Source organism: Shinella kummerowiae, assembly GCF_009827055.1.
In the GTDB taxonomy this organism is placed as follows: domain Bacteria; phylum Pseudomonadota; class Alphaproteobacteria; order Rhizobiales; family Rhizobiaceae; genus Shinella; species Shinella kummerowiae.
This window is the reverse complement of sequence record NZ_WUMK01000011.1, coordinates 153401-169439: the sequence shown is the minus strand read 5'-3', so window position 1 is coordinate 169439 and position 16039 is coordinate 153401. Positions and strand designations below refer to the sequence as shown.

At 63.5% G+C, this 16039-nt stretch carries 18 protein-coding genes and 2 pseudogenes; 5 read left to right on the top strand and 15 right to left on the bottom strand.

The window, feature by feature from the left end:
- Window positions 1–199: 199 nt before the first annotated feature.
- Genes GR138_RS25900 through traG form a run of 3 tightly spaced genes read left to right on the top strand, consistent with a single transcriptional unit; the run spans window position 200 to window position 2623 of the window.
- The gene (locus GR138_RS25900; RefSeq protein WP_160862157.1) at window positions 200–487 is read left to right on the top strand and encodes a TraC family protein; all 288 of its coding nucleotides are present in this window, start codon (window positions 200–202) and stop codon (window positions 485–487) included.
- Window positions 477–707 (top strand): conjugal transfer protein TraD, encoded by a 231-nt coding sequence (locus tag GR138_RS25895; protein WP_160862156.1) that lies wholly within the window; start codon window positions 477–479, stop codon window positions 705–707. Before GR138_RS25900 ends, GR138_RS25895 begins: the two co-directional genes overlap by 11 nt.
- Window positions 704–2623 (top strand): Ti-type conjugative transfer system protein TraG, encoded by a 1920-nt coding sequence (gene traG / locus GR138_RS25890; RefSeq protein WP_160862155.1) that lies wholly within the window; start codon window positions 704–706, stop codon window positions 2621–2623. The genes GR138_RS25895 and traG overlap by 4 nt, the downstream gene beginning before the upstream one ends.
- Window positions 2624–2660: 37 nt before the next feature.
- On the opposite strand, the gene GR138_RS25885 is transcribed toward traG, so the two are convergent.
- Window positions 2661–3056 (bottom strand): hypothetical protein, encoded by a 396-nt coding sequence (locus GR138_RS25885; protein WP_160862154.1) that lies wholly within the window; start codon window positions 3054–3056, stop codon window positions 2661–2663.
- A 396-nt stretch (window positions 3057–3452) separates the two neighbouring features.
- Here GR138_RS25885 and GR138_RS25880 point away from each other — a divergent pair, with 396 nt between their 5' ends.
- Complete coding sequence (locus GR138_RS25880; protein WP_160862153.1) at window positions 3453–3722, top strand: WGR domain-containing protein; 270 nt, start codon at window positions 3453–3455, stop codon at window positions 3720–3722.
- Window positions 3723–3827: 105 nt separating this feature from the next.
- Here the strand turns inward: GR138_RS25880 and GR138_RS30355 are convergent, their stop codons facing one another.
- The 6 genes and pseudogenes from GR138_RS30355 to GR138_RS25855 form a co-directional block, all read right to left on the bottom strand.
- Window positions 3828–3977 carry a hypothetical protein gene (locus GR138_RS30355; RefSeq protein ID WP_202402868.1) on the bottom strand — a complete coding sequence of 50 codons (150 nt, stop codon included), beginning with the start codon at window positions 3975–3977 and terminating at the stop codon, window positions 3828–3830.
- A gap of 344 nt (window positions 3978–4321) precedes the next feature.
- Complete coding sequence (locus GR138_RS25875) at window positions 4322–4645, bottom strand: DUF736 domain-containing protein (RefSeq protein WP_160862152.1); 324 nt, start codon at window positions 4643–4645, stop codon at window positions 4322–4324.
- A gap of 543 nt (window positions 4646–5188) precedes the next feature.
- Entirely contained in the window at window positions 5189–5698 is a 510-nt protein-coding gene (locus GR138_RS25870) for a GNAT family N-acetyltransferase (RefSeq protein WP_160862151.1), read from the bottom strand.
- Complete coding sequence (locus tag GR138_RS25865) at window positions 5699–5983, bottom strand: type II toxin-antitoxin system TacA family antitoxin (protein WP_160862150.1); 285 nt, start codon at window positions 5981–5983, stop codon at window positions 5699–5701.
- 375 nt (window positions 5984–6358) lie between these two features.
- Window positions 6359–6693, bottom strand: a pseudogene (locus GR138_RS30675) (hypothetical protein).
- Window positions 6694–6755: 62 nt separating this feature from the next.
- Window positions 6756–7016 (bottom strand): type II toxin-antitoxin system prevent-host-death family antitoxin, encoded by a 261-nt coding sequence (locus GR138_RS25855; protein WP_160862149.1) that lies wholly within the window; start codon window positions 7014–7016, stop codon window positions 6756–6758.
- Window positions 7017–7172: 156 nt separating this feature from the next.
- Here GR138_RS25855 and GR138_RS25850 point away from each other — a divergent pair.
- Window positions 7173–7247: pseudogene (locus GR138_RS25850) on the top strand (VOC family protein); the annotation flags it as partial.
- 37 nt (window positions 7248–7284) lie between these two features.
- Here GR138_RS25850 and GR138_RS25845 read toward each other — a convergent pair.
- The 8 genes from GR138_RS25845 to GR138_RS25810 form a co-directional block, all read right to left on the bottom strand.
- Complete coding sequence (locus GR138_RS25845) at window positions 7285–7680, bottom strand: PIN domain-containing protein (protein WP_160862148.1); 396 nt, start codon at window positions 7678–7680, stop codon at window positions 7285–7287.
- On the bottom strand, window positions 7677–7943 hold the full coding sequence (locus GR138_RS25840) for a type II toxin-antitoxin system Phd/YefM family antitoxin (RefSeq protein WP_160862147.1): 267 nt from the start codon (window positions 7941–7943) through the stop codon (window positions 7677–7679). The genes GR138_RS25845 and GR138_RS25840 overlap by 4 nt, the downstream gene beginning before the upstream one ends.
- A gap of 84 nt (window positions 7944–8027) precedes the next feature.
- Complete coding sequence (locus tag GR138_RS25835) at window positions 8028–8966, bottom strand: DUF2493 domain-containing protein (RefSeq protein ID WP_160862146.1); 939 nt, start codon at window positions 8964–8966, stop codon at window positions 8028–8030.
- Between the two features lie 327 nt (window positions 8967–9293).
- The gene (locus GR138_RS25830) at window positions 9294–10343 is read right to left on the bottom strand and encodes a DUF7146 domain-containing protein (protein WP_160862145.1); all 1050 of its coding nucleotides are present in this window, start codon (window positions 10341–10343) and stop codon (window positions 9294–9296) included.
- A 12-nt stretch (window positions 10344–10355) separates the two neighbouring features.
- Window positions 10356–14792 (bottom strand): bifunctional class I SAM-dependent methyltransferase/DEAD/DEAH box helicase, encoded by a 4437-nt coding sequence (locus tag GR138_RS25825; protein ID WP_160862144.1) that lies wholly within the window; start codon window positions 14790–14792, stop codon window positions 10356–10358.
- A 117-nt stretch (window positions 14793–14909) separates the two neighbouring features.
- A complete protein-coding gene (locus tag GR138_RS25820; RefSeq protein ID WP_160862143.1) occupies window positions 14910–15221 on the bottom strand; it encodes a hypothetical protein in 312 nt (103 codons plus the stop codon).
- 97 nt (window positions 15222–15318) lie between these two features.
- Window positions 15319–15570, bottom strand: a complete 252-nt coding sequence (locus GR138_RS25815) for a hypothetical protein (protein ID WP_160862142.1) — start codon at window positions 15568–15570, stop codon at window positions 15319–15321.
- Window positions 15571–15718: 148 nt separating this feature from the next.
- A complete protein-coding gene (locus GR138_RS25810; RefSeq protein ID WP_160862141.1) occupies window positions 15719–16021 on the bottom strand; it encodes a DUF6117 family protein in 303 nt (100 codons plus the stop codon).
- Window positions 16022–16039 lie beyond the last annotated feature (18 nt).

Genomic DNA, 16039 nt, shown 5'->3' with positions numbered 1-16039 from the left:
ACGTCGCGCCAGCGACGTATATTGCGCCCTCAAATCGATCGGACCGCAGGTCCGATGCCGCCTTTCCGGAAGACGGCCCAGCTAAGAATTCCGGCATCGACGTTTTGGGGACTTGCGCAAGGTAGCGCATTTTACTATCGTTTTCTAGTCAGTATAAGCGCGCCAAGGCAACATTCGCTTGAAGAGAGGAAACGTACAGATGGCCGCAAAGTCTTCAATTCTGGACATCGACGCGCAAATCGAGAAGCTGCGTGAACGTCGCAAAATGTTGATAGTAAAATCCGCCGAGCGTTTTGCGCGGGCCGCCACGAAGGCTGGGCTGGCGGAGATGGAGATCACTGATGAGGAGGTCGATCGCATCTTCGAAGAGATCGCCGCGCGATTTCGCAAAGCGGAGAAGAAGGGGGATGGTGGCGCAGCTGCTTCGCCGCGTGGACAGCCAGGTGGTGGGACTGGAGCGACGACGGAGGTTCCTCATGACAGCTGATCGCAAGAAGGAAGCCCGCGAGAAATTCCTGCTCGGCGGGATCGTCGTGCGCGCCGGACTGTCGAAGGCCGACCGAGCGTTTCTCCTCGGCGGGCTCATCGAACTTGCACGCGTCGTGCCCGGTTCGCCGGAATACCGGCGGCTGCGTGAAGTCGGCGAAGAAGCCTTTAAGGCTCCTGCCCTTGATGGCGGCCGTCCGATGCTGGAGGCAGCCGAATGACAGCGACGGGCAAACCACATCCAAGCCTCTTGCTCGTCATGGTGCCGTTCGTCGTCACGGCCTTCGCTGTCTATGTCGCCGGCTGGCGCTGGCCAGCGCTCGCCGTCGGCATGTCGGAGAAAACGGCATATTGGTTCCTCCGCGCCGAGCCGCTGCCGGCGCTTTTGCTCGGGCCGCTCGCCGGTCTATTGACCGTCTGGGCATTGCCGCTTCATCTGCGGAGGCCGATTGCCGTGGCAAGCCTCCTCAGCTTTCTGATCGTTGCCGGCTTCTACGGCCTGCGGGAATTCGCGCGGCTTTCGCCGTTCGTGGAGAGTGGCGCGGTGTCCTGGGACAGCGCGCTGTCTTATCTCGACCGGATAGCCATCGGCGCGGCTGTCGCCGGCTTCACCGCCGTAGCGGTCGCTGCGCGCATTTCTACTGTCGTGCCCGAACCGGTGAAGCGTGCCAAGCGTGGAATCTTCGGGGATGCGAACTGGCTGCCAATGACGGCCGCCGGAAAGGTGTTTCCTTCCGATGGCGAGATCGTGATCGGCGAGCGATACCGGGTCGACAAGGACCTTGTCCGTGACGTGCCGTTCGATCCCTACAATCGCTCGACATGGGGCAAGGGTGGATCTGCGCCGCTCCTCACCTACAAGCTGAACTTCGACTCCACCCATATGCTGTTTTTCTCGGGCTCGGGCGGGTTCAAGACCGTGAGCAACGTCGTCCCGACCACCCTGCTCTACACCGGTCCACTGATCTGCCTCGATCCTTCCACCGAGATCGCGCCGATGGTGGTGGAGCATCGCACCCGTGCACTCGGCCGGAAGGTAATGGTGCTCGACCCTATGAACCCGGTCATGGGGTTCAACGTGCTCGAGTTCATCGAAACGTCGCGCAAGAAGGAAGAGGACATCGTCGGCGTTGCGCATATGCTGCTGTCGGAGAGCGTGCGCATCGACACATCCACCGGCTCCTATTTCCAGAACCAGGCGCACAATCTGCTGACGGGCCTGCTCGCCCATGTCATGCTGTCGCCTGAATACGAGGGACGACGCAATCTGCGCAGTCTGCGGCAGATCGTTTCCGAGCCGGAGCCCTCCGTGCTCGCCATGTTGCGCGACATTCAGGAGCATTCCGGCTCTGTCTTCATTCGCGAGACGTTGGGCGTTTTCACCAACATGTCCGAGCAGACCTTCTCCGGCGTCTATTCGACCGCATCAAAGGATACGCAGTGGCTATCCCTCGACGGTTATGCCGCGCTCGTCTGCGGCAACGCGTTCAAATCGAGCGACCTTGTCAGTGGCGAGAAGGACATTTTCCTGAACCTGCCCTCGGATATCCTGCGATCCTATCCGGGCATCGGCCGTGTGATCATCGGGGCGATGCTCACGGCAATGGTGCAGGCCGACGGCGGGTTTACCCGCCGCGCACTCTTCGTGCTCGACGAGGTGGACCTGCTCGGCTACATGCGCGCGCTCGAAGAAGCGCGCGATCGCGGCCGCAAGCATGGCGTCACCATGATGCTGTTCTACCAATCGGTCGGTCAATTGGAACATCACTTCGGTAAGAACGGCGCGACATCATGGATCGAGGGATGTGCTTTCGCGAGCTATGCAGCCATCAAATCGATCGAGACGGCCACGAACATTTCGAAGCTGTGCGGCGTGATGACCGTAGAGGTCAAGGGAGACTCGCGTGATGTCAGCTTCAGTACAAAGAACGGCTCGCCACGAAAGTCGGAAAACATCTCCTATCAGGCGCGACCGTTGATCCTGCCGCATGAGGTCACGCAGACCATGCGCCAGGATGAGCAGATCATCATCGTTCAGGGCCATAGGCCGATCCGGTGCGGGCGCGCGATGTATTTCCGTCGGAAAGACATGAACAAGGCGGCGAAGCCCAATCGGTTTGCCAAGCGTCATCGCTGATCGGAACAATGCATCGCCGCGCCGGTTCGGACCCGCGTTATCGATCGCGAGGGCGATAGCGCGCGGCCGGGTCTGGCTCGCCCGGCGGCGTAATCCAGTCGACGAATTTCGAATAGCCCCTGGCGAAGCCGACGAAGCCGGCGGCCATGACGAGGAAAACCCAGAAGGGCATTCCATTGGCGGCCTCGGGTTTGACGAAGGCGATGAATGCGACCAACGGCATGATGAGACCGCCGAGCATCATCACGTTGACGACCGGCCGCAGCAGGCAAAGGAAGGAATAGGCGAGATACCAGGCGCAGAAGACGATTCCGCGGACGATCGCGACTGGCAGCGCAGCCGTAACCCGGACGACGTAACGCAGCAGACGAACCAGCGGCTTGCATGTCGTAGCCTGTACGTTCGCTTTGACGATAGGTTGCTCTTCAATCATTGCGCCGACATCCTAACGGTGGAAGTTCACGCCATCGTTCGCCGGACGATGCTTACTATCGGATTTCAGTGAGTCTAGCCGCGGAGAATGGACGGGGCAAGCGAAGATCGACGGCGCGTATCCGGCGGGGAGCATGAGGGGAAACCCCTTGCGGCGAGGCGGCCGGTCGATCCGGCCGTTTCGCCCCGCGAGAGTGAGCGTCACCGACGGACGAGACGGCAACGCCGGCTCGGGGAGCGCCGGAACGGCGCGAGTAGGGAGCGGTCGGCCGCAGGCCGGCTCGCCCAAAGCACCCCCTATCCCAAGCCGTCAACCATCACCGAGATGAATCGGATCATCGAGATTGATTCAAAACTGTCATTGGACGCCAGAATCGAGACGAGCGATTCTCCGACAATGCTCACCCAGCCCTATCACCTCTATGTCGAGCGGGTCGATCCTGACCGAAACATGGCCCGCTTCTATACGCTCGCGATCGAGCCGACGCTGTTCGGCACGCCGCGTCTCCTTCGTCGCTGGGGAAGGATCGGGACATCAGGTCGAACGATGGTGCATCATTTCGAACGGGAGGAGGACGCTGTCGCACTGTTTCTCGACCTGCTGCGGGAGAGGCGTGCCCATGGATACGGGGTGAAACGCATCGAGGCACCGGCGCGTGGGGAATAAACGACAAGGATTGGGAATGGGGACGCGGGCGTGGAGCGCAGACTCGGGCCGGGGCGCCGGTCGATCCGGCGCATCGGCCCCTTCCCGCAAGGCAAAAAGCCTCCCTCAGTGGGGAGGCTCGGCGTCTTCGGCGGCGATGAGCGCGACCAGTTCGGCGCGGGCCTGTTCCAGCTCGGCCTCGATCTGGGCGCGTTCGGCCGGGTCGGCGTTGCGGAGCTCGGCACGCAGTTGTTCGATGTGGTTTTCGAGGGTCATCGTCGTCATCTCCTTGATGATGTGAAAGATGACGCCCGGGGTCGTGAGGGTCGGGCCGGGTCAAGGATCGCCGCAGGCGACCGGCGGAGCCGGCGAGCGGAGGAACCGATTTTCTGACGGCGCCCTTCAGGGCGGCGGCTGAAAATTGGAGGTGCCGCGAAGTGCTTGAGGCGGCGCGGGCGTTACGGCATGATTGGGTGTCTGAGCAGACAGACCTTCCTCTCGTGGGGCACCCGTCAGGTGGGATGCGGGTGCGACGCCCGTTTTCGTGTCTTTATCGCTAAAGCCGCTGTACCTGGCTCGACGATGCCGGCCCCGATTGCTCGGGGCCGCTCGCTCATCGTTCAGTTCGGGTTGTTCCAGAGGATGACCTTCTTCGTCGGGTCACCGCCCGGAGCCTGGGCAAGGTTTCCGAAGATCACGCCGATCTCGGGGGCTTCCAGTTTGACGGAGAGATATTCCTCGCCAGTCTGGCGGGCAGTGCGGGCCCACGCGGCGCCGATCTCGAAACCGGTCTTGCGGTGGATGACGCGGAAGTCGGGGGCTTCTTCGCTCGACTTCTGGGCATTCGGGACGATGGCGATCGGGGCATTGACCCGGATGGTGGCGAAGACGCCTTCGAGGATGCCGTCGTTCTTCTGGGTCAGGGTTGCGATCGTGGTGGCCATGGTGCTGTCTCCTTCGGTTGTTCGGGACCATTCCCGATGGCGCACGAAGAGACGGCCGACCTGCTGCGGTCAGCTCGGTAGAAAATTTTGCAAAATTCGATTTTCCGCCAGGAGGGAAGACCGAAATCGAATTTTGAAAAAATTTCCGCCGAGTCTTACCCCTTCAGGGGTTGGCCGCAAAAGCAGGCGGCCGTCTATACGAGCGACATAGAACGGGAATGGTTCAGCACAACCGAAGGGCGTCAAACCACCCTGGCCGCCCGGTTTCCAACACTGCGGAATGTCACCGCTCCTCGTCGTCACCTATATCGCCCGGCGGGACAATACCGACTGGCAGCGTCCGGGCCGCAGCGAGTGACAAGCCGGCATTCGCAAGCTATGCGTAGCAGAAGCTTCAGTCGGCAGCGTCCGCTCCGCCCAGCTAGCCGGCGTCCGAATTGTTCGCACACTGCATCCCGCCATCAGGCACGCAGCCCTTCGTACCGACAGCCTTGCGGTCGGCGCACCCAGCTGCAACGATAACGACGGAAACCTGACGGGGGCCTAGTGCGCGGTGTCTGCCAACCAGAGACGCACATCCTGCATGGAGCGCATGAGTACAGACGGATTATCCCTCGAGGCCAGGAAGCCCCAACCCTGCCAGTACCGTTCTGCTTCCGCGTCAATCGCGCGGACGACGACGGCACGGCCGCCGACGATTTCAGCGCCGGCGATGCAGCGGTGGAGTGCATCCTTGACCAACCCGCTGCCGATCCCCTGCCCGGCATATCGGTGGTCGACGGCGAGCTGTCCTATGAGAAGGCACGGAATAGGATCTGGCGGTCGCCCGGTGCGAATGGCACGTGGTGCGCTGTTCGGCTGGATGACGGTCGGTGCCAGGCCATAATAGCCGACCACGCTCCCCTCGTCGTGCACGACGAGAACACGGGTGAAGCCGCGCGCCTGATTGGCCGCGGCAAAACCCGTCAGCCAGGCATTGAGCGCCGGCTTGCCGCAATCGAATGCGTCAACGCGGTGCGTGTCATTGAGGAGTTCGATGCCAGAAAGCGCCAATCAGCGCTCCCAGGGCGCGGACCGGCGCAGGCGTTCGGCCGCCTTCGGCGGCGGAAGGGCGGTCGGAGCGGAGATGGCCTGCATGAAGGCGTCGTAGGCATCGGGGGAGATGCGGATGACGGTCTCATTCAGAATCGCAGCCTGCGCCTCGTGAAGCGCTGCACGGCGCATGAACTCCGTGCGCGACAGGCCAACAAGCTCCGCTCCGCGGTCGATGATGCTCAGATCATCGTCGCGGAACCGCATTGAGACGGGCGTCTCCCGCTTGGGGGTGATTGTGGCCATGGCGCGCTCCTGTGCTGCGTTCTTATATACAGATTTGTAACGCAGACCGCAATACGCCTCGCATGCCCGATAAAGACGCTTATCGCCCGTTGTCGTATTCCACATTGCAGACCTTGCGCGGACTGCTGCAATTGACGTGCGCAATGTGCAACGCTGGCCTGCGCACAACGGTACTTCTACAAGGCGGAAGCGATTGGCATATTGAGCCCATGAGGTTCGCACCTCCTCCCGCGAACCTCACAGCGCCGGCGATCCACTCCTCCTCCCAGTCGCCGGTCACAGTTTGAAAAGCCTGCCGCACCTCCTCCCGCGGCAGGCTTTTCTGATTCCGGCTTTCTGTCGAAGCTGGCAGGCGCCGCCATCGGGACGTTGAAATCAGTCCAGCCTGCAAACGCGGCGACCGGACTGACGCGCACCTGCAAAGGCCGTCGCGATCCTCATCCTGAAGGTCTTGCTGAACAGGCCGATCGTGTTGCCGTCGGGCTCAATGTACCAGGATCGCTCTGCGATATTGCAATTGTACTCTTCGACGACAATCCAGCATCGCTTGAGACCGGCACGCCGGCACTCGATTGCGGAAACCTCCAGGCAATCCGATCGGCCTGCGGCGGCTGTGTCGTAATGGCGAGAAGCGCCAGATGGGGCAGGCCGTCAGTGGCACCACGCACGGCGACAACGACGCAAGTCGGGCGGGTCTTTCGGCCTTCGATTTCATCGCGCTCGTTCGGCCAAGCCCAGAGCTATCGTTAGGTGATGCCCTGATCGGGGATAGTCACGGTTCATCATCATAGCCTTCGCCGCGCGCCACCCGGTCGATTGCCGAGCCGAGCAATACTTCGTGCTCGTCGGGCATCTGCGATGCACGATTTGCTTGGCGCAGATCGGCGCCGGTGCGCATGCGCTCGTAATGTTCGTAGCTCATGAGAACGAAGCGTGGATTTCTATGCTTCGTCAGCACCACGGGTTCGCGGGCGGCGGCGTCCGTGACGTCACCGACCTGTTTGTTGAGATCGCCTGTCGTAAAGTGCCGCATGATCTCGCTCCCTCATCAATCTCCATAACATCCAGATTTTCCAGATTTGCAAGAAAACGGCGTTTACGCGCCGTCTCCTTTCAGTTCCCAGACGATGGTGAGACCGAAGTGGCGGGCCTTGTCGCGCAGGTTTTCGGTGATGCCGGAGCCCGGGAAGATGAGGACGTCTATCGGCTCTGCTATATCCGCGGATCTGGAGGGCTTCTCATCGGGCTCGCCCAAGAGCTAGGATGGTCGCTGAGATCCCCCGCGGCAGCCAAGGAACTGGTCAAGTCGCAGGGTCCGAGCAGGTGAAGAATGGAACACCGTAGAGGGGCACGTTCTGATCTTCAGAAACGAAATGCGCATCCTCGGAGAGCGCCTGCGCCATGAGGAGGTGATCGAACGGATCGCGATGGTGAACCGGCAGTCCGGCCAGCGCGACCAAATGGGCATCGGTGATGTCGACCCGTTGAAACCCTTGATCCGGGAGGATGGCAAGAATCTCCTCGATGTCCGCGTCGAGCTTGCCGATGCGCAGCTTCACGGTGATTTCCCATAGGGATAGCGCGCTGACAAGAACGTCGTTCGCGGGATCGCCGATCAAGCCGCGTGCACGGCTCCCCAGCTTGTCGTCGTCATTCAACCACCACAGCAATGCATGGGTATCGAGGAGAAGCCTCACGCTCCGTCTTCCATCGCCTTCAGGACGTCAGCAGGCAGACCGTCAAAATCATCGGCAAGCTTGATTTTGCCGCGCAAGGCGCCCGGCTTGCGGATTGCAACATCGGAGGACGGCGGTCCGATCTCCGCGACGACTTTGTGATGGGACGTGAGAACAAAGCGCTGCCCTTCCTCGACCTGCCGCAGAAAGGATGTCAGGTTGCCGCGAAACTCCCGCACGCCGACACGGCGGGGGGAGGATGTGTTGTGTCGAGGTTCAGCCATTGCGCCGCTCCATTTCCTAGGAAATGTGTACACAATTCCTAGGAAATGCAAGGCTGGAGACAAATCCTGCGATAGAAAAGGCGCTCACGCGCCGTCTCCTTTCAGCTCCCAGACGGTGATGCCGAAGCGGCGGGCCTTGTCGCGAAGGTTTTCGGTAATGCCGGAACCTGGGAAGATGATGACGCCGGCCGGCATCGCGGAAAGCATCTCGTCGTTGCGGCGGAACGGGGCGGCCTTCGCGTGCTTGCCCCAATTCGGCCTGAAGGCGATCTGCGTCACGCCGCGGGCTTCGGCCCAGCATGCCGCGATGCGTTCAGCGCCCTTCGGCGAGCCGCCATGCAGCAGCACCATGTCGGGGTGTTTGGCGAGGGCCTTGTCGAGTGCGGCCCAGATCCGGTCGTGATCGTTATAGTCCAACCCGCCGCCGAAGGCGATCTTGGTGCCGGCCGGGATCAGAACCTCGGTCTCGGCGCGGCGGCGGGCAGAGAGGAAGTCTCTGGAGTCGATCATCGCCGCGGTCATGTTGGCGTGATTGACCTTGGAGCCGGTGCGCGGCCGCCATGTCGAGCCGGTTTGCGCCTCGAAGAGGTCGGATGCATAGTCGCGCATGAATTCGAAGGCGTTGCGGCGTTCGAGGAGCGAGATGCCCTCCATGATATGGCGTTCGAGCTCGACGCTTCTGACCTCCGAGCCGTCCTGCTCCTTCTGCCCGTTCCTCTGGGCGTCCTCGTTGCGCTGCAGCTCGCGCTGGATGCGCTCGCCGGCGCGGTGGAAGAGATTGACGGTCGACCAGAGCATGTCTTCGAGATCGGGTTCCAGGCGCGTGTCGCCGAACATCTCGAACATGGCGTCGAACATCGCGGTCAGCGCGGACTGGACGACCGGCTCCTCGGGGAGCGGACGCGGGTCGGCCTCGTCCTGGAACGGACGATAGCCGTAGACCTGCATCTCGTAGATGACGCGATCGGTCGGGCACGATGCGTGGGGCTCGGTGGCGGCGTCGATGGGAAGCTGGACGTTCATGATGGTCTCCGTCGGTTGCGGCCGCGCCTCTCGCGGCCTGACGGCGATCTCTTCGCATCCGGCGGGCTGGCCGGAACCGCGGCGCTCGCGCCGCGGCCCAGCGCAGCACCGGGCCGCCGGGGACAGGTTTTTTGCTCCGCCAGGAGCGCCGGCTCCGCCGGCGCGGGGAAAAAACTTGGGCCTCCGGCGGTTGGAGGCCCGAACGCCGGATGGTAAGGGTCGCCTCTCGGTAGGCCCGCGGGCGCGCGCTCATCCGTGCGGCGACCGGCATGCCCGGCCCTTCCCTTCGTCGCTCCCTCCCCGCCGCATCTCCCCATCACGGCCTCATCACGACGGCAGGAAGACGGTTGCGTCTTCCGGGGCGAGCTGTGCCCGGAGACTGGCGATGAGCCGGCTCGGGTCCAGCCGCAGATCGTCGTTGAAGTCGCCGAGTTCCGGGGCGAGCACTAGCGGCAGGATTCCGCGGGCCTGCGCCCGACGGCTCAGTCGCTCGATGCCGTTCCGGCCGGCGGCATCCGCGTCCGCGGCGATGTAGAGGCGCACGCAATCGGACGGCAGCTCGAAGGCGGCGAGGTGATTGGCCGTCAGCGCCGACACCATCGGCATTCCGGGCATGACGTGCGACAGCGACAGAATGCTTTCGAGGCCTTCGCCGGCGGCCATGACCGATACGGGGCGGTGGACAGGAAAGGCGAAGCGGACCGCATTGCCGAGCAGACCGCCAAGCGCGCGGCGCGGATCCTCGACCTGTGCCTTGCCGCCACCATCGGGATCGAGCCAGGTGCGATGCACGCCGGTGATCGTGCCGCCGGGATCGGTCACGGCTGCAATCAGCGCGGGGAAGCTCGTCGTCCGGCCCGTCACGAGATCGCGATAGTAGCAGGACGGATGATAGCGAAGCGCCGGATGCAGGGATGCGCGCAGGATGCCGCGCTGGCGCAGATAGCTGTCCGCCAAAGTCCCCGCCAGCGGCTGCGACATACGAAACAGGCGCTGCGCGCGCTCGTCTGCCGGTCTTTCGACCGGCGGATCGGTTCGGGCCGCGCCCCTGCGGGCCATTTCCCGCTTAAGGTGGGCCGGGCCGGGTTGCGGAAGGCTGAGGAACCGCCGCGCCTCGTCCGCAACGTCGCGGAAATCGACAAGACCGCAGGTCTCCCGCACGAGATCGAGCAGGTCGCCATATTCAGCCGTCGCGGCATCGGCCCAACGGCCGGCGCGCGGACCGGAGAGATGAACGTAGAGCGACTTGCCCTTGCTGTTGGCGGTGTCGCCGACGATCCAGTAATTGCCGGCCCTGCGGCCGGCGGAAAGGTAATGCCGGCAGACCGTCTCGGCATCGCGCGCGAGACGGACTGCCAACTCTGAGGCCGAGAGCATGGCGGTCCTCCTTCAGTGCCGGCTGACGACATCGAGCAACCGATGGCGCTGCATCAGGCGTGAAAGGATCGCAGCGCCTTCATCGGTCACCGGAATGAAGAAACGCAGCTTCCATGCGATCATCTCCGAAAATAGCCCAATGGAGCGCAACCAGTCACGCATGCCGTCCGTGAAGCCGGTCAATTCGACGCGGTTGTCGTTCATGACCCGGACGCGGCGCACCGTCATCTCGCCCGCGAGGCTGATGATGGAGGAGCCATCGACCACCGATCGCCACGGCTGCTCCGGGTCGAGCACTTCGCTCCGATCGATCCCGAAATTGTTGCACAGCCGGGATAGACCAGCCGGCGCGATCACGCGGCCGACGATGCGCTCGCCATCGTCGGTTTGCAGGCGATAGACCCTGCAATAGTCGTGCGGCAGCAGTTTCCAGATCGGCAGCAGCAGGCCCGAGACGACATGCAAGGTTGAGGTCGAAAACTCCGGCACATTGGCAACCTCGGCATTCCAGGCCGCGGCGAAGACCTGTTCGTCCGCCTCCTCCCAGTTCGTCTCCTCAAGCTGGCGGATCTCGAAGCGCAGTTCGTCCATCGGACGGATCAGCGCCACGCGCGGCTGCAGAGAGCCATCTTCGAGCATGATGGAGCGCGTCGGGGTCATGACCGCGGCGCGTTCCGACTTTCCGTTGATCATCAGCTTCGCGCGCGGATCCCGCGCCACCAGACGAAGGGCATCCTCAAGGAGCATCGGCCGATTGCGGTCCATGCGCTCAATGGTCAGAAGGTGCGACAGCGCGCCGGTGACGGGATGGGTGTAGACCAGCTTGCGATCCTTCAGCGTCATGCGATCGGCGGTCAGCGTCTCCAGGCCCTTGTCGTAGACGCCGGCGGCGATCGCACCTTCGATGCGGGCCGCCAGCAGTTCCTCGAAGGACTCGAAGAGGACGTTTTGCATGGTGATGGTCAGCGCCAGCATGCGATTGAGGAAGGTGTGGATCGGCGGCAGTTCGTCCTTCAGCCCACCTTCCTCGTCGCAGAGGTGGAGGCCCGTAATCGATTCGAAGGTCTCCAGCGAGCATCCGGCGACCGCGCCGCCATGAACGCGCTTGTAGAATTGCCGCAGCGCATCGCGGGCGTATTGGGATTCGAGGTTGTCCTCGCTGCGGAACATGCCCTGCCCGCCGGTCTGGCGCTGGCCTCGGGTGATCGCGCCGAGCGTGTCGAGCCGCCGGGCGATCGTCGACAGGAAGCGCCGCTCGGCCTTGACGTCGGTCGCGACCATCCGGAAACGCGGCGGCTGGGCCTGGTTTGTGCGATGGCTGCGGCCGAGGCCCTGGATCGCGACATCGGCGCGCCAGCCGGCTTCGAGCAGATTGTGCAGGCGCTGGCGCTGGTTCTTTGCACCGAGGTCCGCGTGGTATGATCGCCCGGTTCCACCGGCTTCCGAAAAGATCAGGATTGGCTTCTGGTCATCCATAAACGCGCGCGTCTCGTCGAGATTTGCGCTGCCCGGCCGGCTCTCGACGGCGAAGCGTGCAAAGGCGCCGTCACCATCCCGGCGAACGATACGACGGGAGCGCCCGGTGATCTCGGCAACCTTGTCCGTGCCGAAGTGCTGGACGATCTGGTCGAGCGCGGTCGGGATCGCCGGCAGGCTACCGAGTTTTTCCAGCAATTCGTCACGACGGGCAGCGGCCTCACGGCAAAGGACGGCATTACCGTCAGCGTCATAGACCGGCCGGGAGAGGAGTGTGCCTTCGCTGTCCGTGTATTCCTCGAAGAGCTGGGTCGGGAAGGAGTTCATGAGGTACTCCGCGACGATCTCGCGCGGGGTGACGTCCACCTGAATGTCGTTCCATTCCTCTGTCGGGATTTCGGCGAGCCGCCGTTCGGTTATCGATTGTCCCGTCGAGATGAGCTGGACAATCGGGGCATGGCCGTCCGCCACGTCCTGGTTGATCGTGCCGATCAGCGTGGGCGTCTTCATGCTCGTTAAAAGATGATTGAAAAAACGCTGCTTCGTGCTCTCGAAGGCGGAACGCGCCGCGGCTTTGGCGTTTTTGTTGAGCGTTCCAGTCGCCGAGGTGATGCTGCAGGCTTCCAACGCCTGATCGAGGCGATTGTGGATCACCTGATAAGCCCCGGCATAGGAATCGTAGATGCGGACCTGCTCCTCGGTCAGCGCATGTTCGAGGATCTCGTATTCGACGCCCTCGAACGACAACGAGCGAGAGGCATAAAGCCCCATCGCCTTGAGGTCGCGGGCGAGCACCTCCATGGTGGCAACGCCACCATCCTCGACGGCGGCAATGAACTCGCTGCGCGTGGCGAAGGGAAAATCGGCGCTGCCCCACAGACCGAGCCGTTCCGCATAGGCGAGCGACTCGACCTCGGATGCACCGGTCGCCGAGACATAGACGACGCGTGCATCGGGCAAGGCGCGCTGAAGGCGAAGGCCGGCGCGGCCCTGCTGTGAGGCCGCCTTGTCGCCACGGTCGGATTTGCCACCCGCGGCATTGGCCATGACATGGCCTTCGTCGAAGATGATGACGCCGTCGAAATCGCCACCGAGCCAATCGACAATCTGCTGGACCCGCGAGCGCTTGCCCTCGCGCTCATCCGTGCGGAGCGTGGCGAAGGTGCAGAAGAGGACTCCGTCCTCAAGCGTGATTGGCTTGCCCTGCCGGAAGCGAGACAAGGGCGTGACCAGCAACTTCTCCTGACCGAGCGCGCTCCAGTCGCGCTGGGCATCTTCAATCAGCGTCTCAGACTTGGAGATCCAGAGATGCCGCCGGCGGCCCTGCAGCCAATTGTCGAGAATGATGCCGGCGGCCTGCCGACCCTTCCCGGCTCCCGTGCCGTCGCCCAGAAACCATCCTCGACGGTATCGCACCGCGCCTTCGGTTTCCGGGGGCGCGGCTGTGAGATTGTCAAAGGAGGCATCAACTTTCCAAAAGCCTGCGAGATGGCCGGAATGGGCTTCGCCGGCATAGATCACGCTTTCGAGCTGGGCGTCCGAAAGGTCGCCGGTGGTGATCACGTTCTTGGGGAGGTGCGGCCGATAGCTGGGCTTGGGCGGGGCAACCGACGCCATGGCGACGGACTCGACCAGCTTGTCAGGATGCGGCCTGGCGTCCGGAATGCGGATCGCCCGGAGCTCATAGGGTTCGTAGATGCCGTCGGCGGCATCCAGTCGCGCCGACGGCGGCGCATCGCGCAACTCATAGGCGAGTTCGACGATCTCGTCATGGGTAGGCGCAGGCGGAAGGGATACCCGGTTCGATGCACGGTGAGAGAGGGCCGGGCTCGTCCGCATTCCCGCGACCGCGGCAGGGCGCAGCGTTTCGGCGGCCTTGCGCGCGGCCATTTTCGCGGCGCAGGCGCGCAGAATGCTGTTGGAGAGCGCGCCGATGGAGTTCGCTGCCGTCGACGGAGAGCGCGGCGGCAGGCCCGAGATCCAGGACAGCAATGTGGTGAGGTTGGGTGCGACACCCTGACTTACGACCAGCTTCGTCGGATCGGCAGCCGCAATCTTGTCGATCACCGTCAGCCGCGTTTCCATCGTCGTGCCATGACGGGCAAAGACGCTGCCGGCAATCGCAGCGCTGAACGCGACCGTGCCGCGCTCCTGCAAACGCACGAAGGCGTCATGCCATTTCGGATTATCGGGAGAAAGGCTGGAACCGGTGATGGCGACCAGGCGGCCGCCGGGCGCGAGGCGGGCGAAAGCCGAGGTGAGATGCCGCCACGCTGCATCGGCCATGCGGCCCTCGACATGCACACCGGCCGAGAACGGCGGGTTCATCAGCACGACGGTGGGACGAGCGACGCGATCGAGATAGTCGTCGAGATGGGCGGCGTCGTGGTGCGTGACCGACGTTTCGGGAAACAGATGCTCGAGGAGGGAGTGCCGGACCGGCGCATATTCGTTGAGAACGAGGCGCGCGCGGGCGAGTTCCCCGAAGATCGCCATGAGGCCGGTCCCGGCGGACGGTTCGAGCAGGATGTCGTCCGCCATGATGGAGACGGCCCGCGCCGCGACATAGGCGAGTTCGACGGGTGTGGAAAACTGCTGGAGCCTCTGGGTTTCCTCGGACCGGCGCGTGTGCGCCGGGTTGAGCGCCGCCAGCCTGGCCAGGATGGAAAGGGCCGCCTCAGGCGTATTCGTCCGAGCGGAAATGGCCGAGCCGAATTTTCTAAGGAAGAGCACCTGGGCGACTTCGGTCGCCTCATAGGCATCCTTCCACGACCAAAACCCCTCGGCGTCCGACCCGCCGAATTCTGTGGTGAGGACGGCGCGCAGGTGGGCCGATGTGATGGATTGGCCGGCTTCGAGAAGCGGCAGGAGCACACCCCCGGCGGCAAAGAGGTTGCCTGCGCGGCTGCGTTCTTCGGGCAAGCGGGGCTTGCTGGCAAACGGGTTCGCGGCGAAGGAGGAAGGAGCGTTCATGGGAAACCTCATCGAGAGCGGGAAAGAGCCAGCCGCCGGGCGCTCTCCAAGCCCGCCAGGCCACCCCTTCCCGGCCCCTCTCTCCCTCTGGGCGGCGCACGCGGCGGCGCCCGGCCTTCAGCCGGGCGCGAGCTTGAGGTTTCCGAATGCCGCAACGCCTCCGACCGAGACTTCGTGCAGGACAGCCTTGCCGCCTGCAGCAATCCACGCGGCAGCTTCGCCGGCGGACAGTTGCTGGACATGGACGAAATGGCGCTCCGCGCAGAGACGCTGGCGGTCGAAGGCGTCACGATCCTCGAAAGCATAGAGCGTGTCGCCCGGTCCCTCCCAATAGACGATGGCGAAACAGACGGGCGCGACCACTTCGGACCGGAAGTTCAGGAAGACCGGCGTGGCGATAGGCGGGCAGGCAAGGACAGACAGGCTCATGTTGCTCTCCGGAAACGTGAAAAGGCCCGGTGCTCTTGAGAGCATCGGCCCTGGATGGGAAAAAACCGCAGGATGGGCGGGCATTCGCCCGCGATAGTCAGGGCCGGGCGGCCTCCATCGGCTCGACGAAGACCTCGTCGCTGTTGGCTTCAAGCAGCTTCAGAATTCGGCCGTGGACGGCGACACACTCGTTGATCCAGTTGCGATCGCGCTTCGTGTGCCGGCCGAAGCAGTCGGCCGGCACATAGACGATCGTGAAATGCGGATACTCGCGGCCGTCAGCGGCGGGATGGACAACCGGCCCTTCGACTGCGGTGACGATGCCGCCCGAGCCGTATGAGGTCCGCACCGCCATCCCTGGACGCATGAGCGCCGGGACGTCGGGAGCACCTGGCGGCGTCAGCCGATAGCGGCCGGGATCGTGCCCGCCGAGGTCGGCCGAGTCGAGGGACTGGGCGAGATGCCGTGGGGCAACCGGTCGCGATTTACGTGAGCTTTCAATGTCCGCCTCCTTTGTTGTCGACAGCCGTCGAGGTCTCGACCGAACTCGCGTCGCTCCCTCTGAGAAATCCATCGGCATTGGCGGGGTCCGGAGGAAGGTAGGCGTCGTACGGATTGCCGTCCGCGAGGTGACCGAACGGCGTGACCGGATAGTCGCCATCGGTGCGTCCGACCGCGCAGAGAACGAAACGGGTTTCTTCGGTGCGGGCATCTAGGCACTCCATGAGCGCGAGATTGCCGTCCTGGGCGGCGCGAAGCAGCGTCCGAAAGTTGGTTCGGGCATATTCAGGTATCGCCATGGTTTCCTCCTGAAGCGA